The sequence below is a fragment of the Micromonospora sp. WMMD708 genome (genome assembly GCF_049315245.1).
GTDB classification, from domain to species: domain Bacteria; phylum Actinomycetota; class Actinomycetes; order Mycobacteriales; family Micromonosporaceae; genus Micromonospora; species Micromonospora wenchangensis.
In genome coordinates this window covers 3,808,661-3,834,057 of record NZ_CP186060.1, presented here as the reverse complement: position 1 = coordinate 3,834,057, position 25,397 = coordinate 3,808,661, and the positions used below count along the sequence as shown (strand labels likewise).

Below are 25,397 nucleotides of genomic sequence, written 5' to 3'. Positions count from 1 at the left end.
GGGATGCTTCGCGGCGACCCATCCCTTTTCTCATGAAGGCAAGCAATGGTGTCGATGTGTGGATGACTGCCGCCCGCCCCGGGCCACCGCAGGGCCCTGCGCTGTCGTCTCGCCGAGGGGTCTGACCTCGGTGTGCCCGCCGGTCCTCGAAAATTGCTCGAACAATCGACGACGATCGCTCAGAAACCGGCTAGCCTCTCAGTCGAACGTCGTACCACTGCGACGCGAAAAGGCCCGAATGTCGCCTGTAGCTGACGCCTGTCTATGGATAGGCGTGGTTTCCGCTGTCTTCCGGCCCCCGCGGCGGCACGTCGACGCAGGCAGTTCGTGCTCTGGGGGGAGAGGCAATGGAAATCCAGATCCTGGGACCGCTCGTGCTCGCCCACGCCGGTCACACCGCTACACCGACCGCCCCGAAGCCCCGCAGCGTGCTGGGCCTGCTGCTGCTCAACGCGGACCAGACCGTACCGGTCTCCGCGCTGATCCAGGACCTGTGGGGCGCGTCCCCACCGGTGAGTGCGCTGACCACGCTCCAGACGTACGTGCTCCAGATCCGCAAGTGCTTCGCCGGCCTGCTCGACGTCCCGGTCGCCGAGGTGGCCAAGCGGGTGCTGGTCACCGTCCCCGGCGGCTACGTGCTGCGGGTCGGCCCCGACGAGTTCGACCTGCGCCTGTTCGAGCAGCTCGCCTCAGCCGGTCGACGCGCCCTGGCGGCCGGCGAGAACGTCGACGCGGCGGCCCTGCTGGTGCGCGCCTGCGCACTCTGGCGTGGCCCGGCGCTCGCCGACGTGCGCGCCGGAACCGTTGCCGAGCCCCGCCTCAAGGCGCTGGAACAGACCCGGCTCACCACCGTCGAGCAGTGCATCGAGGCACGCATGCGGCTCGGCCACCACCAGGACGTGCTGGCCGAACTCACCCTGCTCATCGCCGAGCACGGGCTCAACGAGAACCTGTGCGCACAGCTGATGGTGGCGTTGCACCGCAGCGGCCAGCGGCGCGAGGCCCTGGCGGTCTTCCACCGCCTGCGCACCTCCATGGTGGAGGAACTGGGGCTGGAGCCGTCGAAGCGGCTGCACCTGCTCCAACAGGCGGTCCTCGCCGACGACCCGGCGCTGGAGGTCGCGCCCCGGGACGACGGACTGACCCAACTGCTCGACCACCTCGCCCTCCAACGGCCCCGGACCCGGTAGCCGTCCCCGTCCGGCGGCCCCCTGCCCCTGCGGCGTCTGTTCACCCGGACGCGGCCGCGTGACCGACCTGCACCTGCGCCCCCGCCGGTCGGGGCGCGCCGCCGGCGGGCGGGATGGGTGCCGTCAGCGCGTGCCGTCCCGGCCTGGCCACGTCGTCGCGTCGCTGCTCACGCAGCACCGCGAGGACGCGGGCGTGCAGCCGGGTCCGGCGCAGCAGCGGGAGGCCCTGGTAGAGCACGTCGCGCATCAGGGCGTGGGCGAACCGCACCCGTCCCGGTGCGGGCTCGACGAGCAGGCCGGCCGCCACCGCGGCCTCCAACCCGGCGAGGACCGGTTCCTCCGGTCCGCCGTCGACGGCGAGCAGGAGATCGACGTCGACCTCCACACCGCAGAGCGCGGCGTGCCGCAGCACCGTGCGCGCGTCCGCCGGTAGCCGTGCCAGCCGGCGGGCCAGCAGGTGTCCGAGGCCGGCGGGCACCCCGTCCAGCGCCGCCGCCGGCCCCTCCGCCGCCACCAGCCCGGCCAGCTCGATGGCGAACAGCGGATTGCCCGCCGAGCGTTCCCGGACCGTACGCGACAGCGCGGTGTCGTGCACGCCGTGGCGGCGCAGCAACGCGGTGACGGCCTCCGCGTCGAGACCACCGAGCGTGACTTCGACCGCCGGTACGCCGGCCAGCGCCGCCCGCGCCGCCACCACGTCGTCGGTCACCTCGTCCGGCCGGTAGGTCACCACCACCAGCACCGGGGAGCCGGTGAGCGCGGCGGCGAGATGCCGCAGCACCCGCAGGGTCGCCCCGTCGGCGTGCTGGACGTCCTCGACCACCAGCAGCAGCGGACCGTGCCCGCTCAGCCGGGACAGGTGGGCGGCCAACGCCCGATGGAGGTGGAACTCGTCGTACCGGGTGTCGTCCGGCCCGCCGGGGTCCGGCAGCGGGCTCAGGTCCCCGTTCCCCGTCCCCACGGGCGGCAGGGACCGCCCGGTGGCGGCGATCACCTCGCGCCAGGCCCACGCCGGCGGAGCACCCGCCACCGGCGGGCAGGTGCCGACCGCCGTGCGCCACCCGGCGTCGGTGAGGGTCGCGGCGAGCTGCCGCACCAGCGTCGACTTCCCCGCCCCGGCCTCCGCGCCGAGCCAGCAGAAGCCGAGCCCCGACCGGGCGGCCCGGTCCGCCGCCGCCCGCAGCCGGGTCAGTTCCGCCGTACGCCCCCACACCTGGTCCGGGCCTGGTGCGGGCGGCGCCGGTGGCGGGTCGGGAACGGCGGTCACCGGCAGCGGACCCGGGGCGGCGTGCACCGGCGGCCCGGGGACGGCCGGCTCCAGCCGGGGGCTCTGCCGCAGCAGGTCCGTCTCCAGGGTCCGCAGGGCCCGGCTGGGGTCGATGCCCAACTGCTCGGCCAGGCTCGCGCGGACGGCCCGCAGCACGTCCAACGCGTCGGCCTGCCGACCGAGGCGGTACAGGGCGACCGCGAGCAGCATCGCGGCCCGTTCCCGCAGCGGATGCTCGCGGACGTGCGGGTCGAGGTCGCGAACCACCTCGTGCGGTCGGTCGAGTTCGAGCAGGAGTCCGGCGCGCTGCTCGACGGCACCCGCCCGGAGCCGGGTCAGCCGCTCCCCCTCCCGGTCCGCCCACGGCTCCCCGGCGAACTCGGCGTACGGGGCGTCGGCACCCCAGCAGGCGAGCGCCGCGTCGAGGACGGCGAGCGCCGCGCCGGGACCGGGTACGGCGTCCGGCGTCGCCGACCGCAGCGCCGCCTCGAACCGCCAGGCGTCCACCCGCGCGGTCGGTAGCCGCAGGGCGTACCCGGGGGCGACGGTGACCAGGACCCGGGCGGGGGTCCGGGCGCGACGGTGCGGTTCCAGGACACGGCGCAGGTTCGACACGTACACCTGGAGGGAGGCCCGGGCCCGGGGCGGCGGATCGCCCACCCACAGGTCGTCGACGAGCCGGTCCACCGACACGACGTGACCGCCGCCGGCGACGAGCCGGGCCAGCACCGCGCGTTGCCGGGGCGCGCCGAGGTCGACCGGCGTGCCGTCGCGGACCGCCCGCACCGGGCCGAGCACGCCGATCGCCGTCACGCCCGGACCCCGCTCAGCGGGTGGAGACGCCTCCGCTGAGTGCGGCGGAGGTCAGGCCGGCCTCGTTCGACACCACCACCACGTGCACGAACGCCTGCGGCATGTGGGTGAAGTGCCAGGTGCGCCGCCCGGTGTCGGGGGTGCCGTAGATGACCGCCCGCGCGACGCCGACCTCGGTGGTGGGGATCGGCGCACCCCAGGTGGGCTGCGGGATCGGCAGCGACGGCCCGCCAGGCGGGGTGGTGGGTAGCCCCGGGTCGGTCGGGGTGTCGTCCGGCGTGGTCTGCAGCCAGCTCAGGTCGATCCGGTAGTCGTCCTCCCGCACCGAGTTGTCGGTGAAGGTGACGTCCAACGTCCGCTTGCCCTCCTGGTAGCCGGCGGACAGCGTCAGCCCGCTCGGCGCCGCCGGGCTGACCCGGTACTGCGGGCAGGCCAGCGGGACGACCTCCGGCACCGGCTGGCTGCCGTCGGGCACGTTGTTCGCGGTCACACAGAACGTGTGCACCCCGGCCAGCGCCGAACTCGGCACGGTGAACGAGAAACCGACGAAACCGCCCCGCTCGACGTGCCACAGGTTCGCCGGGCGGGTGACCGCCGGCGGCACGTCGGTCTGCACCGTCACCTGCACCGGGCCGCCGTTGGGGTCGCTGGCCCAGCCGCTGACCCGGACCGCCCCGCCGACGTACTCCCACGACTCCAGCCAGCCCATCGGGTACTTGTCGCTGCCCACCGGTGGTGGAGTCGGCTCGGCCGGACTGTCGTCGCAGGCCGGCGGTGGATTGGGTACGTCGCAGTAGGGGCGGGCCAGCGCCGTGCCGGCCGCGGCCACGGTCAGCCCGGCGCTGAGGGTGAGCGCCAGGCCGACGGCGAGGATTCTCTTCATCCGTCCAGCACAGCAACCACCACTTGGCGTCCACCTGGCGTGCCCGGTCGCGGCCCCGTTCAGCCGTCGCCAAGCGGCACCGGGTCCCATCGGTCGGGGCAGCGACCTGCCCGGGGTGCGGTCGCACCAGGACGGAGGCAACAGTATGGGCACCATGGTGGTCACCGGGTCGGTGGACGGCATCGGCCGGCGTACCGCGGCGCAGCTCGCCGCCGCCGGGCACCGCGTCGTGCTGCATGCCCGCGACGAACAACGGGCGGCCGTCGCCAAGGCGGCCGTCCCCGACGCGGCCGGAACCGTCGTCGGCGATCTGGCCTCGCTCGAGGAGACCACGGCGCTCGCCCGGTCGCTGGCCGCGTTCGGCCGCTACGACGCGATCGTCCACAACGCCGGGATCGCCCGCCTCGACGCCGCCGAGCGGGAGCTCACCGGCGACGGGCTGGAGTCGACGTTCCAGGTCAACGTGCTCGCGCCGTACCTGCTGACGGCATTGCTGCCGCCGCCCGGCCGGCTGGTGTTCGTGTCGTCGGCGATGGCCGCCGACGGGGCCACCGACCTGACCGACCTGCGGTACGACACCCGCCCCTTCGACGGTGTCGGGGCGTACTGCACCTCGAAGCTGCTGGACCTGGCGCTCGCCGTGGCCGTCGCCCGTCGCTGGCCCGCCACCCTGAGTAACGCGCTCGATCCCGGCTGGGTACGCACCCGGATGGGCGGTGCCGCCGCCCCGACCAGCCCTGACGACGCCGCCCGTGCCCAGGTGCGCCTCGCCGTGGGCACCGACCCCGACGTCCTGGTCAGCGGGCAATACGTCAGCGCCCGCGACTGGCGGCCGTCGCTGTCGCGGCTCGCCGGGCTCGGGGAGGAGCTGCTGGCCCACTGCGCGCAGCTCACCGGCGTCACCCTGCCCGACGCCCGACCGAGCTGACCCTCCGACGGTGGCGGCGCACCGGCCGGGTGACCGCCCGACCCCGCCCCGACCGGCAGTCGGGCCGCCGGCCGGCCCGCGACCGGGGTCGTCCCCGGTCACGACAGGTCCGGGACCGGGGCCGCCGGGGCCTCGGCCGGGCTGGGTGCGCCCAGCCCGTGGTCGCGGGCCAGGGCGATCGCCTCGGCACGGCTGCCCAGGTGCAGCTTGACCAGGATGACCGAGACGTTGTTGCGGACGGTCTTGGCGCTCAACCCGAGCCGGTGCGCGATCAGCGGATTCGACAGCCCCCGGGCGAGCAGTTCGAGGATCTCCCGTTCCCGGTCGGTGAGCTGCGGGAACGGGGCGTCGGCGCGGGCACCCAGCAGCGCGCCGGCCCGGTCGGCGAGCGGCCCGCCGAGGACCAGGTCACCACCGGCCACGCCCCGGATGCCCCGCTCCACGTCGGCGGCGGAGGCCCCCTTGAGCAGGTAGCCGCGGGCTCCGGCGCGCAGCGCGGCGACCAGGGACGCGTCGTCGTTGAGCATGCTCACCACCAGCACCCGCACCGACGGATGGTCGCGGCGCAGCAGCCGGGTCACCTCGATCCCCGACCCCTGGCCGAGGTGCAGGTCCATCAGCACCACGTCCGGGCGTACCCGGGCCACGAGCGCCACGGCGGTCGCCGCGTCGGCGGCCTCGCCCACGCACTCGATGCCCGCCAGGGTGTCGAGCAACGCGCCCATGCCCAGCCGGAAGACCGGGTGGTCGTCCACCACGGCGACGCGGATCGGGGTGTCGGTCACGGCTGCTCCAGGGGGACGGTCAGGCAGACGGTGGTGCCCCGGGGGCCGGCCGGCCCCACGGTGAGGGTCGCGCCGACCGCCTCGGCCCGCTCCCGCATGGCGTGCAGGCCGACGCCGTGGCTGGTGCGGCCGGCCGGCAGGCCCCGACCCTGGTCGGTGACGGTGACCCGCAGCCGGTCGGGCCGCTGGTCCAGCGACACGGTGCACCGGTCCACCCCGGCGTGCCGCTGCACGTTGCGGATCGCCTCGGCGGTGACCCCGTAGGCGGCGGTCGCGACCGGTTCCGGCAGCGGCGTCAGGGTGGCCGGCCCGTGCAGCACGATCCGCAGGCCGGTCCGGGCGTACTGGTCCCGCAGCAGGTGCAGGGCGGGGCTCAGGCCGCCGTCGGCGAGCACCGGGGGCAGCAGGCCGTGCGCCAAGTCCCGGACCTCCGCCGCCCGTGCCGTCAGCTCCCCGGTCAACCGGTCCAGCAGCTCCTCCGCCCGGTCCGGGTCGCGGCGCAGCAGGTTGCGGGTGGCGGCCAGCCCCAACCCGATGCCGCTGAGCGCGGGGCCGAGCCCGTCGTGCAGGTCGCGGCGCAGGGAGCGGCGCTCCTCGTCGCGTACCTCGGCCAGCCGTTGGCGTGAGCGGGCCAGGTCCCGGTTGGTGCCGGCCAGGTCCACGACCGCGGCGACCACCGGGGCGAGGACGGCGAGCGACTCGCGGGCCCGCCCGTCGAGCAGCTCACCGGGCAGTGGCCAGGCGTGCAACTGGCCGACGAGCCGGTCACCGCTGGTCAACGGCACGGTCAACGGGCAACCGTACGGGTGTGGCGGTGGCTGCACCCCATTCTCGGTGATGCGCACCTCGGCGAGCCGGAGCGCGGCGGCGATCGTCGCGCTGATCTCGGTGGTGCTGCCGACGCTGTGCACCACCCGGTGCAGCAGCGGCTCCGGGGCCTCACCGTGCACGAGCCGGTCCACCCGCCGCTGCACCGCCTCGCGCATCGGCTGGAAGGCCGCCGCGAGCACCCCCGTCACGACGAGTTGCGGCAACGGCAGCCGCTGCGGCAGCAACCGGTCGAGCAGCGTCACCGTCGCGCAGTAGGCGGCGATCACCACCGCGGTCATCAGGTACCACACGAGGGTGCGGCGCACGGCCAGCCGCAGCCCCCACAGCTGCTGACGCAGCACCACCACCGCCACCGCGGCGGGGAAGAACGCCTGCGAGGCGAGCATCAGCAGCGCCGGCAGGGCCGCCGGGACGGCCGGGGGCAGCAGGGTGGCGAGGAAGGCGAGGGTGAGCAGCCCGCTGCCGGCCGTCGCCCAGCCGAGGCCGTGGCGTTGCGCGGCGGGGCCACGTCGCCACCGCCACCCCAACCCGACACAGGCCAGCAGGCCGAGCCCGACCAGCGGGTACGGCAGTAAGGGCAGCAGCACGGCCCGCACGCCCCGCAGCCCGTCCGGCAGCGGCACCACCCCCAGCGGCGGTGGCGCGGTGACGGCGGCGGCCATCGTCACCGCCACGTAGCCGACCCCGGCGGCGACCGCGAACCGGCCCAACCGCTCCGGCGGCCGGTCCGGCAGCAGCCAGGGCATCACCACGACCAGCGCGTACAGGCCGGGCACCCAGGCGAAGCGGTGCAGCGCGGTCAGTACCGGTGGCCCGCCGACGGCGAGTTGCCACTGGCCGGCGCAGGCGGCGACCGCACTGCCCAGCCCCGCCGCGCAGGCGATCACGGCGGGCATCCGGCTGCCGGCGCGCTGCCGGCTCAGGATCAGCCACGCCAGGATGCCGTAGACGATGCCGTCGAGCAGGTCGACCAGCGAGTAGAGCTGGTCGGCGGACCACGGCGGCGTCGCCACCGCCCAGGCGACGACCGCGCCGAGGCTGAGCAGGACGGTGCCGGTGAGCACCGCCCACCCGGTCGAGCGCGCGGTCACGGATACGTTCGGCATGGCCGGTCCACTGTCCCAGCACGACCACCACCACCGCCACGGACAGTGCCACCGGCCGCGCCCGGCGACGGGGACCGCACCAGCACACCCACGGGCCTCCTCCTGGTCACCGCGCGCCACCGGATCGGCGGACGCGCAGCGCAGCCTGGTCCGCGCCCTGTCCCGCCGGCCAGGGGTGGATGTCCCGCACCGCCGGGACCGGCACATCGTCCGTCCGGTGGCAGGGGATGCGCGCGGGTCCTAGGGTGACGGATCGACCGTCCACCGAGGGGGAACCCGTTGCCGTCGCACCGACCAGCCCGCTGGCGTACCGCCGCTGCCGCCCTGACCCTGGTCGTGGGGCTGCCCGCCTGCGCGGGGCCCCGCCCGCAGCGACCGCCGGCCCCGGTCGGGCAGACCCCGGAGCGGCTGCGCGACGGGCCCGACCCGACCACCCCGCCGGGCCCGGCGTCGGCCTGGTCGGTGTCGCTGCGGCGGATCGACCAGGAGGTGGGGGAGACCGGTCAGCTCATCGTCGTCCCCGACGAGCGGGAGTTGCGGGCGGTGGACCGGGGCACGGGGCAGGAGCGGTGGCGGCACCCGCTCGACGGCGGCTACCGGTACGTCATCGCCGACGGGTCCATCGTGGCCGGCGACAACGACGGCGGCGGTGTGGAGGTGCTCGACGCGGTCACCGGAACCACCCGGTGGCGGGCCGACGGCAGTCAGGACGTCGTCGTCCACGGCAGGGTCGTCTACGCCCGGGAGTGCGTCGGTGCCGGCACGAAGGCGACCTGCGTGATCGTCGGCCGGGAGCTTCAGAGCGGCCGCCAACTGTGGAAACTGCCCTCCGACCGGTTCGCCCGGGTCAGCGACGTGACCCTCGGCGCGCGCCTGCCGTACGCGCCGGCCGCCGGCCGGTACGTCGTGGTACGGCTGAGCACCTCCGCCCGGACGGCCACCTACACCCCGGTCGCCCCCACCACCGGGCGGGCCGGCGCCGGGCGGCTGCCGAACCGGGCCTGGTTCGGCTTCGCCGCCGACGACCTGCTGGTCACCACCGACCACGACCCGCCCGAGGGGGACGGGCGCTGCACGGTCAGCATCGCCAGCGTCGACGCGCGCACCGGGGCGAAGGGCTGGTCCGGCGCGGTCTACAGCGGGCGTCGGGAGGACGGCGAGTGCGCGAAGCGGCTGGCGCACCCCCGCAGCGGCAGGGAGCTGATCGGGGCCGGGACCCGGCTCGTCGCGGTCACCGCCGACGAGCGGCCGCAACTGGTCGACCTGCGCACCGGCCGGACGGTCTGGCAGGGTGCCACCGCGGGCGTGCCGATCGACGGCGACGACCGGTCGGTCCTGGTCCGCGACACCGCCGACACCGGCGCGCTGGCGTTGCTCGACCTGGCCACCGGCGTCTCCCGCTGGACCGCGCCGGACCCGGTGCTGCCCGGCAGCTCAGCGAGCTGGCGGTCGGCGGTGACGGCCGGGCTGGTGGCGGTCAGCGCAGTCGAGGACAAGCGCCCGACGGTGCTCGTGTACGAGGTGGACACCGGCCGGCAGCTCGGCCGCTATCCGGGGTGGCTCGTCGGAGCCGGCACGGACTGGGTGGCGGTCAGCCGCTCCGGCGCCGGTGGCCTCACGGTCGACCTGTACACCTTCTGACCGCCACCCGGACGGTCAGTCGTCGTCGCCGTCGTCGTCCCGGTCGTCGGAGTCGTCGTCCTGGTCGTCGTCGGCGTCGTCGTCGTGACCGGAACGGTCGTCGGCGTCCGCCTTCTCCTGCTCGGACTTGACGATGCCGCCGTTGTCCCGGTCGACGTCGATCTCGTGCTCGGTGTCGCCGTTGATGATCTCCACGCTCCAGACCGGGCGGCCCTCCTCCCGCTCCCGCTCGACCTCGGTGATCCGGCCACCACCCACCGTGGCCAGCGCGATCTCACCGGCCCGCTGCTGGCTCACCGCGTCGTCGGTGGTCGGGGTGGTGCCGCCCGGCGTTCCCGCCGTCGGGCCGCCACCCGGCGTCCCGGCCGTCGGCGTACCGCCGGGGGTCGTGGCCGTCGGCGCGACGGTGGGGTCCACCGGGGCCGGGGCGGTGGTCGCGGTGGTGGCGGGGCCGGGGGCCCGTTCCGCGGCGGACACGCCGATCGCCGTGCCGGTGACGGCGAGGACGGCGGCGCCACCGGCAGCGGCCAGGAGCAGGGATGTGCGCTTCATGATGCGTACCTCCGGAGTTTCTCGGTTGGTGCGCCCAGCGTGCTCCGGCGGTGGATAGCGGCGCGCTGCGCCGACCCTAAGCTCCGGTTAAGGCCGACCGGGGCGGCCCGAGCCACAGCGTCACCACCGCGCCGCCCTGCGCGCCCGACCCCAGGTCGAGCCGACCGCCGCTGGCCTGCGCGGCCCGGCGGGCGATGTCCAGGCCGAGCCCCGTCGAGCCGGCCTGGCTGGCCCCCCGCTCCACCAGCACGGCCGGTATCCCCGGCCCCGCGTCACGGACGGTCAGCGCGGCCCCGGTCGCTTCCCGGGTCAACCGGACGGTGAAGCCGGTGCCCTCCGGGGTGTGCGCGAAGACGTTGCCCAGCAGCGCGTCCACGGCTGCGGCCAACTCGTCGGCGGGCACCCCGACCGGCAGCGGCCCGGCCGCGAGGTCGAGGTCGACGGTGCGGCCGGTGTCCTCGGCCAGCACCGCCCAGAAGGCGACCCGTTCCCCCACGATCGTGGCGGCGTCGGCGGTGACCGCGCCCGGATCACCGTCGGCCGGGTCGCTGCGCCAGCGTGCCTGGCGGATCAGGCCGGTCACCGCCCGCTCCAACCCGTCCACGGCCGCCGCCACCCGGGCCGCGTCGTGCGGGTCGCGCAGCGATTCCGCCTCCAGCCGCAACGCCGTCAACGGCGTCCGCAGCCGGTGCGACAGGTCCGCCACCTGCTCGCGTTCCTCCCGCAGCAGCACCTGGATCCGGGCGGCCAGGTGGTTGAGCGCACCGGCGACCTCCCGCAGCTCCGGTGGGCCGGCCGGCTCGGCGCGGGCGGTCAGTTCGGCGTTGGCCAGCCGGTGCGAGACCGAGGACAGCTCGGTGATCGGCCGGACCAGGGTGCGGGCCAGCCGGTCGGCCACGGCGAGGCCGAGCAGCACGAGCACGATGCCGAGCGCGGCCAGCACCAGCCAGGCGCGGGCCACCCCGGCGGTGACGTCGGCACGGGGTACCACGGTGCGGATCACGCCGGTGCCGTCGGCCCGGCCCTGCACCGCGATCACGATCTCCCGGCCGCCGTCCAGCTCCGCGGTGAGGCTCTGGCCCCGGGCGGCGAGCGCCACCGCCGGGGTACGCGGCTCCTGCGCGCCGAGCACCGTGCCGTCGGGCAGGTAGACGCTCACCGGCCGCCCCGACTCGGCGGTGAGCTGTTCCACCGTCAACCGGATCGTCGCGGTGTCGGCGGTGCCGACCACCGGCACCAGCCCCTGTACGTCGGCCGTGGCCCGGACGGTGGCCCGGTCCTCGGCGACCGTGCGCACCAGCAGGGCCAGCGGCACCAGGAAGGCCACCAGGGTCAGGCAACTGGTCGCCGCGACCAGCAGCGCCAGCCGCCGTCTCATCCGTCGTCCCCGATCAGGAGCAGGGTTGCCACCGGTAGGCAGGCTAGCCGGTGCCACCGGCTGAGGGCCGGCTCTTAACCTCCGCTTATCCCGCCGCCGGGCCCGGCTTAGGGGCCGGTCGGGCATAGTCGGGGCATGGGTCGCCGTACGCTCCTCGCCACCGCCGGCTGGCTGGCCGCCGCCGTGCTCGCCACCCTGATCGGGGTGGCCGCGATCCGGCTGGTCGGGGAGAGCATCACCGGCACCCCCGGCGGGGTGCGCAGCCAGGCCGAGGTGGAACGGGCCCTGGCGGCCCCGGAGCCGACCCCGTCGGCCCCGGCCGCCTCCGCGCCGTCGTCGGCGTCCACGCCGTCGTCCCCGACCGTCGGCCCCTCCGCGACGCCCGGCCAGCGCCGCAGCTTCTCCACCCCCGGCGGTACGGCGGTCGCCGAGTGCGTCGGGTCCGAGGTGCGGCTGGTCTCCTGGGCCCCGGCGCAGGACTTCCGGGTCAAGGACGTGGACCGGGGCCCGGACGACGACGCCGAGGTGACCTTCGCCGGCCCGGCGGGGGAGTTCGAGGTGAACGTGGGCTGCATCGGCGGCGAACCGGTCGCCCGCCCCGGCGACAGCGACTGAGCGTCGGGCCGGTGCGCCGGTTCAGCCGTCGTCCGTGCCGGCCGTGCCGGTGTCCACCGCCGGAAACGTCACCTGCACCCGCAGCCCGTCGCGGCCGGTGGAGGAGGCGGTGATGATGCCCTCGTGCGCCCGGGTGATCGAACGGGCGATCGCCAGGCCGAGGCCCGCGCCGCCGCTGTGGTCGATGCGCCTGCCGGAGCGGCGTCGGAACGGCTCGAACAGGGCGGCCACCTCGTCCGGGGGGACGTCGTCACCGGTGTTCTCGACCACCAGCGCCGGGTCGGTGCCCACCTGAACCGTGAGGGTGCCGCCGGGCCGGTTGTACTTCAGGCCGTTCTGTACCAGGTTGACGACCAGCCGTTCCAGCAGCACCTGTTCGCCGACGACCAGCCGGGGGCCCAGCCGGCTGACGATCGTGACCCCGGCCTGCTCGGCGCGGCCGCGGTGGGCGTCGAGCACCATGGCGGCGATCCGGTCGAGCCGCAGCGGGACGCGGGTCAGCAGGCCGCGGTCGCTCTCGCTGAGCACCAGCAGCCCCTCGATCAGGCGCTCGTTGCGTTCGTTGGTCTCCAGCAGTTGCGCGGCGAGCAGGGTGAGCTGGTCGTCGGTGAGGGTACGGGTCAGGCCGACCTCGATCAGGGTGCGCTGGACGGCCAACGGGGTGCGCAGCTCGTGGGACGCGTCGGCGGCGAACCGGCGCTGCGCCTCGTACCCCACCGCGATCCGGTTCATCATCTCGTCGATGGTGCGGCCGAGGACGGCCAGTTCGTCGCGGCCGGGACCGGGCCTGAGCCGGTGGCCCAGGTTCTGCGGCCCGACGTCGGCGATCACCGGGACGATGTCCCGCAGCGGGCGCAGGCACCAGCGGACGGCCGGGTAGGCGGCGGCGAATAGGGCCAGCAGCACGATCGTCACGGCGATCGCCAGGGGGATGCTCGGCCGCCTGAACACCTGGACACAGACGAACGGGGCGTCGTCGCCCGGTGCCCGCAGGTCGGGGGTGGCGCACCAGGACGGGCCGAACTCCCGCCACAGCGCGAGCAGCAGGTCGGCGGCCGTCGTCACGAACGGGGCGACGAGCAGCAGTGCTCCGACGACCAGCAGCATCCGCCGGGCCGGTGAGGGCAGGTTCATGCCCCGAGCCGGTAGCCGACCCGGGGCACGGTGTGGATCACCGGCGGGTCCCCGAGCTTGCGGCGCAGGGTCATCACGGTGGTACGTACCGTGTTGGTGAACGGGTCGGTGTGCTCGTCCCACGCCTGTTCCAGCAGGTCCTCGGCGCTGACCACCCGGCCGCCGGCGCGCATCAGCACGTGCAGGACGGCGTACTCCTTGGGCGACAGCGACAGCGGCATCCCGTCGCGGGTGGCCGTGTGCCGGGTGACGTCCAGCACGAGGCCGTCCTGTTCCAGCACCGGGGGCAGCGCCGGGGTCGAGCGCCGGGACAGCGCCTGCAACCGGGCGACGAGTTCGGCGAAGGCGAACGGCTTGGTCAGGTAGTCGTCCGCGCCCAGGCCGAGGCCCTCGACGCGGTGCCGGATGCCGGCGGCGGCGGTCAGCAGCAGCACCCGGGTGCCGGTGGTGGAACCGGCGATCCACCGGCACACCTCGTCGCCGGTCCGACCGGGCATGTCCCGGTCGAGCACGGCCACGTCGTAGCGGTTGACGGCGAGCCGTTCCAGGGCGCTGTCGCCGTCGTAGACCACGTCGACGGCCATGGACAACCGGCGCAGCCCCTCGGCCACCATGTCGGCCAGCACCCGCTCGTCGTCGGCCATCAGCACCCGCACGCCGACCCCCTCCCGTCGCCTCCCCGTGCCCGGGACCGCCCGCAAGGCTGGCACCCGGCGCATAAAGAACCGATAAGGGCGCCGCTGACGCCGCCCGGACGGCCGGGGGCGCAGCATCGCAGCGTTCCTGCTCCCGTACGTACAGGCTGGTGAACCCGTGCTCCGACTCGCCACACAGTGTGTCATGGCCGCCGTGGCGGCCACCGCGGTTGCCGTCGTTGCCGTCGCGCCCCGGCCGGCGGCGGCGATCGCCCACGGCGAGGACGCGGCCGACGGCGCGTACCGGTTCACCGCCCGGCTGACCATGACCGGTCTGCCGGTGGACGGCGGCGGCACCCGGGACAGCTGGTGCTCCGGCGCGCTGGTCGCCCCGCGCTGGGTGATCACCGCCGGCCACTGCTTCCGTACCCCGGACGGCCGGCGGGTCGGCCGGACGGTGGCCGGGCGGACCACCGTCACCCTCGGGCGGACTGACCTCGGCGGCCGGGACGGCCACGAGGCCGGCGTCGTCGCGGTCCGTCAGGCGGACGGCGCGGACGTGGCCCTGGTCGAACTCGACACCGCGGTCACCGGTGTGCCGCCGGTGGAGATCGCCGACGGGCCGCCGGTGGCCGGCGAGGTGCTGCGGCTGACCGGGTACGGCCTGACCGCCGCCGACGCGACCGCGCCGGCGGCCCGGCTCCAGACCGGTGAGTTCACCGTCGACCGGGTCGGTACGGACCTTGTCGAGACCTCCGGCCGGCGGCCCCGGGCGGACACCAGTCCGTGTCCGCACGACTCCGGCGGCCCCTACTTCCGGGAGCGGGCCGACGGTACGGCCGTCCTGGTGGCCCTGGTCAGCACCGGGCCGGGATGTCCCCATCCGGGCCCCGACTTCAGTGCCCGCACCGACGTCCTCAGGCAGTGGATCGCCGATACGGTCGACCCGTCCCCGGTGCCGGTCCGGTGGCTGTCGGCCGGCGTCGGCGCCGGGGTGGTACTGCTGTCGGTGGCCCTGGTGGTGGTGCGCCGTCGCCGGGCCGCCGGGGTGGGCGGCGCGGACGCCGGACGGCACGGGATCGTCGCCGGGTCCGGGCGTGGCTGACCCGTGGCGGAGGGGACCGGCCCCGTGGCCGGTCCCCTCCGGGCGGTCCGGGACGGACGGCGTGCGTCCGTCCCGGACCGGGTGGTTCAGGAGGCGGTGCAGACCGGGGTCAGGCCGGTGGCGGACCCGGTGCCCTGGAAACCGAACTCGGTGGACTGGCCGGCGGCGACCGAGCCGTTGTAGCTGACGTTGCTGAACTGGACGCTGCCGCTGGTGCCGGTGCGCTCGGCGCTCCACACGTTGGTGATCGCGGCGCCCGACGGCAGGGTGAGCTGGACGTTCCAGCCCTGGAGCGGCGCGCTGCCGGCGGTCACCCGGACGGTGGCGACGAAACCGCCGGTCCAGGAGTTCAACGACACCGTGGCCGTGCAACCGCCCGTCGGCGGCGGCGTGGTGGGCGGGGGGGTCGTCGGCGGCGGCGTGGTGGGGGGCGGGGTGGTGGGCGGCGGCGTGGTGGGCGGGGGGGTCGTCGGCGGCGGCGTGGTCGGCGGCGGGGTGGTGGTCGGCGGCGGGGTGGTGCCCCGGCCCTTGTTCAGTTCGTCGAGGACGGCGTAGTACGCCGCCTTCTTCTGGTAGTTGCCGTTGCCGCCGGTGAACAGCAGGCCCCGCTCGGAGGAACGCCACGACTCGCTGTCGGAGATGCCCCAGACGGTGATGCCGGTGCACTTCGCGACGTTCAGGCAGGCCCGGACGACCTTGCGGTAGTTGTCCGCCTGGCCGGCGCCGATGTCGTTGTTGCTCAGGTCGTCGTCGATGTCCACCTCGGACAGGTGCACCTCGACGCCGAGGTCGGCGAAGCGCTGGATGTTGGCCTGCAGGTCGTTGCTGATGATGCTGTTCGGGTTGTCGTTGAAGTGCGACTGGAACCCGACGCAGTCGATGTACTGGCGGTAGGTCCGCACGATGTCGTACAGCGCGTTGGCCTTGCGGTTCGGGCCACCGCCCTTGACGGTCAGCCCCTCGACGTCGTAGTCGTTGATGCAGAGCTTGGTGGAGTAGCCCCCGGCCTGCACGACCTGCCTGGCCCGGATGAACGAGTCCCGGATGACGTCGGTGTCCCCGGCGTCGAAGAAGTCGCCGTCGCCGTTGGCGTCCCGGTTCATGGTGTGCGGCCACTGGTTGCGGCGGCGGCCGGTGTTGTTGTCCTCCAGCGCCTCGTTGACCACGTCCCAGTAGGCGATCTTGCTGCCCCAGCGGTTGATGGCGTTGCCGATGAAGGTGTTCAGCGTGGACTGGCTGGCCCCCTGCAACGCGCCGGCCTGCGAGTGCCACACCAGGGTGTGCCCCCGGACCAGCATGCCGTTGCTCTGCGCGTGGTTGACCAGCTGGTCCGCGCCGCTGGTGTTCTGCAACCCACCGCTCGACGTGGCGATCCGGTCGGGCTTCATGTCGTTCTCGGGGGTCAGTTGGCCGAATTCCTGACTGAGGATCGGGTAGAGCCGGTTCGGTGAGGACGCGGTGCCGAAGAACAGCCCGGCCTTGGCCGCTGCGGCCCGCAGCGTGGTCTCGGCGGCGACGGCCGGGGTGCCGGACTGGACCGCCACCGCACCGCCGACCAGTAGCAACACCGCCGCCGGCAAGGCCGTTCTGCTCACTATCCTGCGTCGCCTCAGGCTGCTGCCCACGGACCCTCCTCGCTAGCTGACGTCAATAATTGATGCATGTGTATGCCCATCGGAGGGTCAGTATCGATACCGGTCTACCACACTGTCAACAACTTTCGGAAATGTTCCGGAAACCTCTTCGGGTGGGCTGCGCTGGTGGAAGTCGGATTCGCGCAGGTGGTCGCGCCGGAACGCGGAGTGGCCGGGCGGGCGACACCCGGTTGCGTCCGCCGTCCGTAGGGCGGACGCCGAAACATTCGAAATTCGGCGCCGGGTGGCCGGCCGACCCACCTGCTGACCCCGGTCGGCGTCGACCGAGTAGGAATACTCAGGTACCCACCGCATCCGGCCTCAGGACCCGGCGCGCCGGCCCGGACAGAGTGGTCGGCATGGCCGAGCTACCGCACCGACCCGTCGCCCTGCGTACCGTCGAATCGCCGTTGCCGGCCGTGGTGGCGCACGGCCGGCAGGTCGGCCTGGGGGCCCTCGGCCGCGCGGTGGGCGCGCTGGGGCGGCTCGCCGCCCGGCACCCCGCCGGCTGGCGCTGGACGGCCCGGCGGCACCACCCGGCACTGGACGCGCTGGCCGCCGCGCACGCCCGGGCGGTGTGCGCGCGGGCCGCCCGGCAGGTTCCCGCCTACCGCGCCTTCCTGCGGGCCCACCCGGCGGGCGTACGCCGCCGGCTCACCGACTTCCCCGAGACCGACAAGCGCAGCTACGTGCTGGCGCACGACGCCACCGCCCGGTGCCGGCACGGGCGGCTGCCCACCCGGGGGGTGGTCGTCGACGAGTCCGCCGGCTCGGCCGGGCAGCCGTTCAACTGGCCGCGCGGCGAACGGGAACTGCACGCCGTACACCGGGACATCGCCGGCTACACCGGACTGGTCTTCCCGATGCGCCGACCGTTCGTCATCAACGCCTACTCGATGGGGGCCTGGGCGACCGGGACGACCACCGGCGCGGCGATGGCCCGGATCGCGGTGGTGAAGAACACCGGCCCCGACCTCGGGAAGATCATCGACACCCTGCGGGAGTTCGGCCCCGACTTCGACTACCTGGTGACCGCCTACCCACCGTTCCTCAAGCACCTGCGCGACCGGCTCGACGCCGAGGGTTTCCCCTGGTCGCGGTACCGCATAGCAGCCAGCTGCGGCGGGGAGGCGATGACCGAGGCGCTGCGCGACTACCTGGAGCAACGCTTCACCCGCGTCCGCTCGGCGTACGGGGCGTCGGACCTGAGCATCGGCATCGGCGCGGAGACCCGGTTCACGGTGTGGCTGCGCCGCCGCCTGCAGACCGACCGGGGGCTGCGCGACGCCCTGCTCGGCGCCGACGAGCAACGGCTGCCGATGGTGTTCCAGTACAACCCGTTCGCCACCTACCTGGAGACCAACGGGCGACGGGAACTGCTCTGCACGGTCACCGGGGACGTGCTCCAGCCCCGGCTGCGCTACAACGTCGGGGACGAGGCGCTGCTCGTGTCGTACCGGCGGGCCGTCGAACTGGTCTGCGCCGACCCGGTACGCCGGGCCGAACTGCGCCCCGCGCTCGCCGCCGAGCGGATGACCCTGCCGCTGCTGCTGCTCTTCGGCCGCAGCGACTCCACCATCTCCTACCTCGGTGCGAACCTCTACCCCCAGGACGTCGAGTACGGCCTCTACGTCGGCAACCCGTACGCCGCCGAGATCAGCCGGTTCTGCCTGGCCCTGGTCGAGGACGCGACGCTGGAGAGCCGTCCGGTGATCCACCTCGAACTGCGCCGCCCGCTGGACGCGACGCGACGCGCCGCGCTGGCCGACGCGTGCCGCCTCGGCGTACGCCGCCACCTGACCTCGGTCTCCCGCGACTTCGCGCAGTCCCTGGTGGAGGACGCCACCGCCGGTGACCTGCGGGTCGAGCTGCACGCGCCCGGCACCGGCCCGTTCGCCGGACAACAGAAGATCAAGAACAGCTACCTGGTGAGGTGACCATGCGTACCCGTGACTTCTCCCGCGCCCCCGCGCAGGCCCGCGCCGGCGCCATGTTCATCGGCGGCACCCGCTACACCAACCCGCTGGTGCTGCTGCGGCTCGCCCCCTCCTGGTTCCGGATGCTGCGCGACATGCGCCGGATGAACGGCTACTGCTGGCACACCGTCTACTGGCAGTTCCCGCTGACCCTCGGCACCATCGCGTTCTTCACCGACCGTGACGCGATGCTGCGCTTCGCCCGCACCCGGCACCACCGCCGGCTGATGGTCTGGCTGACCGACGGCACCCGCAACGCCACCGCCGGCTTCATCCGGCTCTACACCGCCAGCCCCGACGGCTACTCCAACGGCACCTGGCGGGCCGAGGGCCCCGAGATGGGCCACATCGACACCTTCACCCCGCTGGGCGCGGAGACGACCGGGCCGGCGGTGCGCCGATGAGCCCCGCCCGGCACCGGTTCACCCGGTTCACCCGGGTCACCGACCGGCGCGGCCTGCGGCAGTTCCTCGCCTTCGGCGACCGGCTCTACGCCGGGGAACCCCGCCACGTGCCCACCCCGCGCCAGCAGATCCGCCGCTGGTGGCGCGACGGCGTACCGCTGTACCTGCTGCGCGACGCCGCCGGCACGGTCGTCGGCCGGACCACCCTGCACACCGACGCGGACTTCGACGCCAAGCTCGGCCGCCGGTGCCAGCTCTTCGGGCTCACCGAGTTCACCGAGCCGGCGGCGCAGCCGCTGTTCGACGCGATCACCGCGCACGCCGGCACCGACCGGGACCTGCTGTTCGGCCCGGTGGCGCTGCTGCCCAACCAGGCCGGTGGCGTGATCACCTCCGGGCACGCCGAGCGGGGCTTCGTCGACAGCGCCTGGAACCCGCCGTGGTACCCGACCGCCTACGAGGCGTACGGGTTCGTCCGCCGGTTCGAGGCCGACACCTGGATCTGCCCCGTGCCCGCCCCACCGGAGCCCCTCCCGCCGGTGCACGTCGACCCGGACGGCGCCCGGATCGCGCTGCACCGGGGCGACGTACGCCACCTCGACGACCAGCTCGACCTGCTGCGCGGGATGCTCAACGCCTCCTTCGCCCAACTCGGCTACTACACGCCGATCTCCGCCGCGCAGCTACGGCGGCAGACCGACGGGCTGGCGTACCTGCTGGACGAGTCGCTGCTGCTCTACCTGACCCGCGACGGTGAGCCGGTCGCGTTCGTGCTCTGCGTACCCGACATCTCAGAGTTCCTGATCGCGGTCCGGGGCGACCTGCACCTGCTCAACCAGGCCCGGTTGCTGGCCGCCCGCCGCCGCTACCGCCGGGAGGCGGTGCTGATCGTCAAGGGGGTGCTCCCGCAGCACCAGGGGCGCGGCTACCAGCGGCTGCTCTCCGCCCACCTGCACCGCAACCTGTACACCGGCGGTTACACCACACTGCGCAGCACCTACGTCGAGCGGGACAACGTCGCCTCGGCCGCCCAGTACCGCCGCCTCGGCGGTCGCCCGCTGCACGGGTACACCTTCTACGCGAAGGAGCGCTAGTGGACCACGACGCGTTCCGCGCCCTCGAACCGTGGTGCTGGCGGGCCCCGAGCGCGCACAACACCCAACCGTGGCGGCTGCGCTACGAGCCCGACGCGATCCGGATCGGCTGGGACCCCGCCCACACCCTGCCCGTCGGTGACCCCACCGGCCGGGACCTGCGGCTGTCCCTCGGCGCGTTCGTCGAAACCTGCCTGATCGTCGCGGCCGACGCCGGCCAGCGGCTGGAGTACGTCGCCGACCACGACGACCACCACCGGTGGGTGGGATTGCTGCGTCCCGCCCCGGACCGCTACCCGACGCCGTTCCGCACCACCGACGTGTGGGAACGCCGGACCCACCGCGGCACCCTCGCCGGGACGGTGGACCCGGACGTGCTCGCCGCGCTGGACGCGGTCGCCCGCCCGGCCGGCGGCGGCGTGCGGGCCGTGCCGGACGCCGGCCGGCTCGGCACCCTGCTGCGCGCCGCCGACCGCCGGCAGTACGCCGACCCGGCGCTCGTCGCCGAACTGCGGCACTGGCTGCGGCTGGACCTGGCACACCCCGGCTACCACGCCGACGGGCTGACCGACAGGTGCCTCGCCCTGTCGCGCCCCGCCGCCGTCGGGCTGCGCGCGGCGCTGGCCGGGTACCCGGTGCTGCGCCCGCTCGGCCTGCCCCGACTGCTCGCCGCCGCCGACGACCCCCTCGCCCGGGGCGGCACCGTGCTGGTCCTGCTCGCCCCGGACCACCTCGACCCGCCCGGCCAGGTCGCGTTCGGCCGGGTGCTGCTGCGGGCCTGGCTGACCCTGCACACGGCGGGCCTGGCCGCCCACCCGCTGAGCCAGCTCATCGACGTCCCCGACACCCGGGCGGCGCTCGGTGCGCTGCTCGACGTCGCACCGCAGCGCCTGCTGCACGTCACCCGGGTGGGCCGAGCCACCCGCCCCGCACCCCGCTCGGCCCGCCGGGTCCGGGCCTGACCGGCCCGGGTCGGCGGCGGACCGACGTGGTCAGGCCGGGCGGTCCGGGGCACGGCCGCTGATCTGCACGAAGGGGAAGCCGTTGACGACCACCCGGGGGTCGTCGAGGACGGCCATCGTCGCGGTGAGGTCGGCGTCGGTCACCCCGTGGAGCAGCAGGAGGGGTCGTAGCTGGGGAATGCCGGCCCGCAGCAACCGGCAGCCCGGGCCGCCGCCCCGCCAGCGCCCTGCCGTGGTGCCCGACCGCACGTCGGTCAGCCCCGCGTCGGCGAAGACGACGGGGGCCCGCTGCGCCCACCCCGTGTCGAGGCCCCGGGCGGTCAGCGTCGCCACGTGGGCGGCCAGGTAACGGATCAGCAGATCGGCGGTTGCCGGGTCGGGCGCGTCGACGACGAAGTCGGCGGACGGGTGGGCGAACTCGCCGATGAGCAGCGCGCCACCGGGCCGCAGCGCGGCGACCATCCGCCGCAGGGCCTCCTCCCGGCGGGGCAGGTGGCCGAGGACCAGTCGGGCGTGCACCAGGTCGAAGGTGCCGGGTGGCTGGTCGGTGACGATGTCCTCGCGACGCACGAGGAGGCCGGGCCGGGCCGGGATGTGCTGCGGGGCGATGTCCGTGGCGACCACCTCGGCGGCCCGTCCGGCCAGCCAGAGCGCGATGCTGCCGGCCCCGGCGGCCACCTCCAGGCAGCGCCGGCCGGTCAGCTCGCCGAGTTCGGTGAGGGCGGCCCGGGTCGGTCCGTCCAGCAGGTCCGCCAGCGCGTCGTGGTGGGCGGTGGCCTGGTCGCTGGCGTTGTCGAAGGAGTAGCCCTGCGTGTCCACCCGACCATCGTGCCCGACGTCCGGGGCCTGCGTCGCCCCCGACCGCACCGGGCATATAGATCGATGTCCGTCGTTGACATGTGCTGCCGGGTTGGGCATTGTCAGCTCCGACCACTGTGGCTGGTGCCGGTACGCCAGCGACGTGTCCGCCGGATTGGAGTCCGATGAACTCTCCGCGAAGTGCCGAGGCTCCGGGTGTCGGCGCATGACCGCCGACCAGCACCGCGTCGTGGTGAACGCCGACGGTCACTTCTCGCTCTGGCCGGCCGACGCGGTGCCCCCCGCCGGATGGCGGGACACCGGATTCACCGGTGACCGGCAGGCATGTCTGGACCAGGTGGCCCGGGAGTGGACCGAGATCCGCCCGTCGCCGCCGCCCCCGCCACCACCGCACGGCGTGCAGGCCTGGGTCGATCCGCACCGGTCGGCGGCCCGCGGCCCGTGGGTACCGCTGCCGGACCTGCCGGTGCACGCGCTGATCCGGGCCCGCAACCTGTCCGATCCGCAGGCGGTGGCGCTGCGCACCGGGGAGCGGGTGGTGACACGCGGGGAACTGGACGCCCGGTCCCGCCACTGGTCGGCCGGGCTGGTACGCAACGGTGCCCGTCGAAACCGACCGCTGGCCATGCTGCTGCCCCGCTCGATCGAGGCGGTGGTCGCCATCGTGGCCATCCTCGACAGCGGGGCCGGATATCTTCCCCTGCCCTGGACCGACCCCGCCGACCGGATCCGGCAGGTCCTCGCCGACGCCGGTGACCCGCCGTTGCTCACCGTCGACGCCACCGACGAGCGCCTGCGCGGCTACCCCGGCCCGGTCGTCACCGTGGACCAGCTCGACACCACCGACCCCGACCCGTCGCCACCGGACGGTGCCGACGGGTCGGCCGCGGCGGTCCGCGGCGAGAGCGGCGACCTGGCGTTCGTGATGTACACCTCGGGCACCACCGGCCGGCCCAAGGGCGTCCGGGGCCTGCACCGTCAACTGGTCAACTACGTGTCGTGGTGCGCCGGGGAGTTCGCCGTGGCCCCGGGCGAACGCGCCATCCTGCACGCGCCCCTGCACTTCGTCGGCTCGGTGATGTCGGTCTTCACTCCGCTGACCGCCGGCTGGGAACTGACCGTCGTGCCGGAGCCCACCGAGTTCGGTGACCTGATCAAGGCCACCGCCGCCGGACCGTGCGGATTCTTCAAGATCACCCCTTCGCACGTGCGGGCGATGACGGCGCTCGGCGGCGTCGACGGCATCGCCCGACAGGTGATGATCACCAGCGAGACCCTCTACCTGACCCCGGAACTGCGCCGCTGGATGGCCAACAGCCCGGGCGCGCGGTTCGCCAACCAGTACGGCATGAGCGAGACCTGCGGCGGCACCTGGTGGTGGATCCCGGCCGACAGCCCACCCGGGCAACGCGTTCCGGTGGGCCGCCCGATCCACAACTCGCAGACGTACGTCCTCGGCTCCGACGGCCAGCCGGTGCCGTTCGGCGAGATCGGCGAACTGCACCTGGCCGGCGCGGTGACCAGCGACGGCTACCACGGCCAGCCGGCGCTCACCGCCGAACGGTGGGTCCCGCACCCCTGGGGGACGCCCGGCGAGCGCCTGCTGCGCACCGGCGACCTCGCCCGGATGACGCCGGACGGGACCGTGGAGATCGTCGGCCGCGCCGACCGGCAGGTGAAGGTCCGTGGGCACCGGGTGGAACTACCGACCGTCGAGGACGCGCTACGCCGCTGCCCCGGAGTCAGCGAGGCGGTCGTGGTCGGCGCGGGCGACGGCATCGGCACCCAACTCGTCGCGTACGTGCGGCCGACCGGCGCACCCGCACCCGTGGCCGAACTACGGCGGCAGGTCGCCCGGCTGCTGCCCGAGGCGGCCGTGCCGGCCCGGATCGTCTACCTGGCCACCTATCCGATGACCCCCAACGGGAAGGTCGACCAGCAACGGCTCGCCGACGCCGAACCCCTGCGCCCACCGGTCGGCGTCGAGTTCGTCGAACCCGCCTCACCGGTGGAGCGGACGCTGGCGCGGATCCTCGCCGAGGTGCTCGACCTCGACACGGTCGGCGTCCTCGACGACTTCTTCGAGCTGGGCGGCGACTCGCTGCGCGTGGTGGAGGCGACGACCCGCATCGAGGAGGCGCTCGACGTCGACCTGGCCATCGGTGACCTGTTCGACCACCCCACGGTGCGTGCCCTCGCCGGGCACCTCGCCGGCCGGTCCGACAGCGGCCAGCGGTGAGCGCCGGAACCGGCACCCGGCCCGCGACGCTGACCGTCGGGTTCCGTGCCCCCGATGCCGGGGAGGCGCCGCTGACCTGGGGCCAGGCCCACATCTGGCGGGCCGTCGACGAGTTCCCGCACCTCGACGCGGCACTCAACATCCGACGGTCCTTCCTGACCGATCCCACCGTCGACGTCGCGACGGCGGTGGCGGCGATCCGCCGGCTGGTCGAACGGCACCAGGCGCTACGGACCCGGGTCCGGTCCGCCGGTACCGGGCCGAGCCAACTGGTCGAGGCCGAGGGGACGATCACCGTCGACGTCGAGACGGTGCCGCCACCGGAGCTGAAGGGGGCGCTGGACGCGGCCGTCGACCGGCTCGCCGGCAGCGCCTTCAGCCTGGACCGCGAATGCCCGGTGCGGTTGGTGCTCGTCTGCGTCGGGGACCAGGTCGCCGCAGTGGGCATGGTCGGCTCGCACATCGTGCTCGACGGGTGGGCGATGCACCTGCTCGCTGACGAGTTACGGGCCCTACTGGTCGGCGCGGAACCGGACGAGGTGCAGTGGCAGCCACTCGACCAGGCCCGGGAGGAACGCTCCGAGCGCGGCCAGCGGCTGCAACGCAAGACCCTGCGGTTCTGGCGGCGCGGCCTGGCAGCCGCCCCGCCGTCGGCGTTCGCCGAGCCACCCGGCCCGGACCTGCCCCTGCCGGTGTGCCGCTGGCGACTGGACTCACCGGCGGTCGCCGCCGTCGTCCCGGTGCTCGCCCAGCGCCTCGGCGTGTCCACCTCCACCGTGCTGCTGACCGCGAGCGCGCTGATCGTCCGGGCCCTGACCCGGACGGAACCGGTGGTGCTGAAGGTGATCGCCGGAAACCGGACGACGACCCGGCAGCGTTGCCTGGTGGCCGGTGCCGCGCAGGACGGCATCTTCGTGTTGAGCCCACCCGCCGCCGACGTGGCCGAGACCGCCCGCCGGGTCTACCGGGACGCTACGGAGGCCTACTACTACGCCAGCGCCGATCCGTTCATTCTGGTCGAGATGATGGCGCAGGTGGCCCGGGAACGGGGCGGCGCACCGGACCTGTCGCTGTTCTTCAACGACGCACGGATGGGCCGGGAATGGCCGGACACGCTGCTGCCCGAGGTGTCCCGCCCGGCGGTGCACGCCCTGCGCGCCGAGGGCCGGATCGTCGCGGCCGACCGACTCCCCGCGAGTGACATGAAACTGCTCGTGGCGGTGTCACACGCCCCCACCCACGCCGGCGTCACGCTCCTGGCCGACCTGCGTCACGTGCCGGAACAGACCGGGGTACGCGCCCTGCGCGGCGTCGAGGCGTTGCTCTGCGAGACGCTGCTGCGGCCCCTGCCGACGGCCGAGATCCCCGACCTGATCGCCGCCCAGTCAGCCGAGGTGCCGTAGCCG

At 74.6% G+C, this 25,397-nt stretch carries 21 protein-coding genes; 11 read left to right on the top strand and 10 right to left on the bottom strand.

Annotation, left to right across the window (positions count from 1 at the left end; genetic code table 11):
• Positions 1-347 precede the first annotated feature (347 nt).
• Positions 348-1,190, top strand: a complete 843-nt coding sequence (locus tag ACN260_RS17010) for an AfsR/SARP family transcriptional regulator (protein ID WP_204926621.1) — start codon at positions 348-350, stop codon at positions 1,188-1,190.
• A 40-nt stretch (positions 1,191-1,230) separates the two neighbouring features.
• Here ACN260_RS17010 and ACN260_RS17005 read toward each other — a convergent pair whose 3' ends face one another.
• Both ACN260_RS17005 and ACN260_RS17000 read right to left on the bottom strand, forming a co-directional pair.
• Entirely contained in the window at positions 1,231-3,270 is a 2,040-nt protein-coding gene (locus ACN260_RS17005) for a BTAD domain-containing putative transcriptional regulator (RefSeq protein ID WP_422752042.1), read from the bottom strand.
• 13 nt (positions 3,271-3,283) lie between these two features.
• On the bottom strand, positions 3,284-4,153 hold the full coding sequence (locus tag ACN260_RS17000; protein WP_422752041.1) for a hypothetical protein: 870 nt from the start codon (positions 4,151-4,153) through the stop codon (positions 3,284-3,286).
• A 145-nt stretch (positions 4,154-4,298) separates the two neighbouring features.
• Here ACN260_RS17000 and ACN260_RS16995 point away from each other — a divergent pair, with 145 nt between their 5' ends.
• The gene (locus tag ACN260_RS16995; RefSeq protein ID WP_422752040.1) at positions 4,299-5,081 is read left to right on the top strand and encodes an SDR family NAD(P)-dependent oxidoreductase; all 783 of its coding nucleotides are present in this window, start codon (positions 4,299-4,301) and stop codon (positions 5,079-5,081) included.
• A gap of 98 nt (positions 5,082-5,179) precedes the next feature.
• Here the strand turns inward: ACN260_RS16995 and ACN260_RS16990 are convergent, their stop codons facing one another.
• On the bottom strand, positions 5,180-5,866 hold the full coding sequence (locus ACN260_RS16990; RefSeq protein ID WP_422752039.1) for a response regulator: 687 nt from the start codon (positions 5,864-5,866) through the stop codon (positions 5,180-5,182).
• Positions 5,863-7,803: a sensor histidine kinase gene (locus tag ACN260_RS16985; RefSeq protein ID WP_422752038.1), complete on the bottom strand. Its 1,941-nt coding sequence runs from the start codon at positions 7,801-7,803 to the stop codon at positions 5,863-5,865. Before ACN260_RS16985 ends, ACN260_RS16990 begins: the two co-directional genes overlap by 4 nt.
• 279 nt (positions 7,804-8,082) lie before the next feature.
• Between ACN260_RS16985 and ACN260_RS16980 the strand changes: the two genes are divergently transcribed.
• Positions 8,083-9,444 (top strand): PQQ-binding-like beta-propeller repeat protein, encoded by a 1,362-nt coding sequence (locus ACN260_RS16980; protein WP_422752037.1) that lies wholly within the window; start codon positions 8,083-8,085, stop codon positions 9,442-9,444.
• 15 nt (positions 9,445-9,459) lie between these two features.
• On the opposite strand, the gene ACN260_RS16975 is transcribed toward ACN260_RS16980, so the two are convergent.
• Both ACN260_RS16975 and ACN260_RS16970 read right to left on the bottom strand, forming a co-directional pair.
• Positions 9,460-9,996 (bottom strand): PepSY domain-containing protein, encoded by a 537-nt coding sequence (locus ACN260_RS16975; protein WP_422752036.1) that lies wholly within the window; start codon positions 9,994-9,996, stop codon positions 9,460-9,462.
• 76 nt (positions 9,997-10,072) lie between these two features.
• Entirely contained in the window at positions 10,073-11,374 is a 1,302-nt protein-coding gene (locus ACN260_RS16970) for an ATP-binding protein (protein ID WP_422752035.1), read from the bottom strand.
• 135 nt (positions 11,375-11,509) lie between these two features.
• Between ACN260_RS16970 and ACN260_RS16965 the strand changes: the two genes are divergently transcribed.
• Positions 11,510-11,989: a septum formation initiator gene (locus ACN260_RS16965; protein ID WP_422752034.1), complete on the top strand. Its 480-nt coding sequence runs from the start codon at positions 11,510-11,512 to the stop codon at positions 11,987-11,989.
• Positions 11,990-12,010: 21 nt separating this feature from the next.
• Here ACN260_RS16965 and ACN260_RS16960 read toward each other — a convergent pair whose 3' ends face one another.
• Both ACN260_RS16960 and ACN260_RS16955 read right to left on the bottom strand, forming a co-directional pair.
• The gene (locus tag ACN260_RS16960) at positions 12,011-13,123 is read right to left on the bottom strand and encodes a sensor histidine kinase (RefSeq protein WP_422752033.1); all 1,113 of its coding nucleotides are present in this window, start codon (positions 13,121-13,123) and stop codon (positions 12,011-12,013) included.
• Positions 13,120-13,779 (bottom strand): response regulator transcription factor, encoded by a 660-nt coding sequence (locus ACN260_RS16955; RefSeq protein WP_422752032.1) that lies wholly within the window; start codon positions 13,777-13,779, stop codon positions 13,120-13,122. The genes ACN260_RS16960 and ACN260_RS16955 overlap by 4 nt, the downstream gene beginning before the upstream one ends.
• A 184-nt stretch (positions 13,780-13,963) precedes the next feature.
• Between ACN260_RS16955 and ACN260_RS16950 the strand changes: the two genes are divergently transcribed.
• A complete protein-coding gene (locus tag ACN260_RS16950) occupies positions 13,964-14,863 on the top strand; it encodes a S1 family peptidase (RefSeq protein ID WP_422752031.1) in 900 nt (299 codons plus the stop codon).
• A gap of 86 nt (positions 14,864-14,949) precedes the next feature.
• Here ACN260_RS16950 and ACN260_RS16945 read toward each other — a convergent pair whose 3' ends face one another.
• The gene (locus ACN260_RS16945; protein WP_422752030.1) at positions 14,950-16,458 is read right to left on the bottom strand and encodes an endo-1,4-beta-xylanase; all 1,509 of its coding nucleotides are present in this window, start codon (positions 16,456-16,458) and stop codon (positions 14,950-14,952) included.
• Between the two features lie 398 nt (positions 16,459-16,856).
• Here ACN260_RS16945 and ACN260_RS16940 point away from each other — a divergent pair, with 398 nt between their 5' ends.
• The 4 genes from ACN260_RS16940 to ACN260_RS16925 are packed head-to-tail and all read left to right on the top strand — an operon-like array spanning position 16,857 to position 20,933.
• Positions 16,857-18,434 (top strand): phenylacetate--CoA ligase family protein, encoded by a 1,578-nt coding sequence (locus ACN260_RS16940; RefSeq protein WP_422752029.1) that lies wholly within the window; start codon positions 16,857-16,859, stop codon positions 18,432-18,434.
• Positions 18,435-18,436: 2 nt separating this feature from the next.
• Positions 18,437-18,877 carry a DUF4188 domain-containing protein gene (locus ACN260_RS16935; protein ID WP_088642613.1) on the top strand — a complete coding sequence of 147 codons (441 nt, stop codon included), beginning with the start codon at positions 18,437-18,439 and terminating at the stop codon, positions 18,875-18,877.
• The gene (locus ACN260_RS16930) at positions 18,874-19,971 is read left to right on the top strand and encodes a GNAT family N-acetyltransferase (protein WP_422752028.1); all 1,098 of its coding nucleotides are present in this window, start codon (positions 18,874-18,876) and stop codon (positions 19,969-19,971) included. Before ACN260_RS16935 ends, ACN260_RS16930 begins: the two co-directional genes overlap by 4 nt.
• Entirely contained in the window at positions 19,971-20,933 is a 963-nt protein-coding gene (locus ACN260_RS16925; protein ID WP_422752027.1) for a nitroreductase, read from the top strand. The genes ACN260_RS16930 and ACN260_RS16925 overlap by 1 nt, the downstream gene beginning before the upstream one ends.
• A 30-nt stretch (positions 20,934-20,963) precedes the next feature.
• Here ACN260_RS16925 and ACN260_RS16920 read toward each other — a convergent pair whose 3' ends face one another.
• Positions 20,964-21,752: a class I SAM-dependent methyltransferase gene (locus ACN260_RS16920; RefSeq protein ID WP_422752026.1), complete on the bottom strand. Its 789-nt coding sequence runs from the start codon at positions 21,750-21,752 to the stop codon at positions 20,964-20,966.
• 205 nt (positions 21,753-21,957) lie between these two features.
• On the opposite strand from ACN260_RS16920, the gene ACN260_RS16915 reads away from it, so the two are divergent.
• Both ACN260_RS16915 and ACN260_RS16910 read left to right on the top strand, forming a co-directional pair.
• A complete protein-coding gene (locus tag ACN260_RS16915; protein WP_422752025.1) occupies positions 21,958-23,991 on the top strand; it encodes an amino acid adenylation domain-containing protein in 2,034 nt (677 codons plus the stop codon).
• Positions 23,988-25,394: a condensation domain-containing protein gene (locus tag ACN260_RS16910; RefSeq protein ID WP_422752024.1), complete on the top strand. Its 1,407-nt coding sequence runs from the start codon at positions 23,988-23,990 to the stop codon at positions 25,392-25,394. Before ACN260_RS16915 ends, ACN260_RS16910 begins: the two co-directional genes overlap by 4 nt.
• The last annotated feature ends 3 nt before the right edge of the window (positions 25,395-25,397 follow it).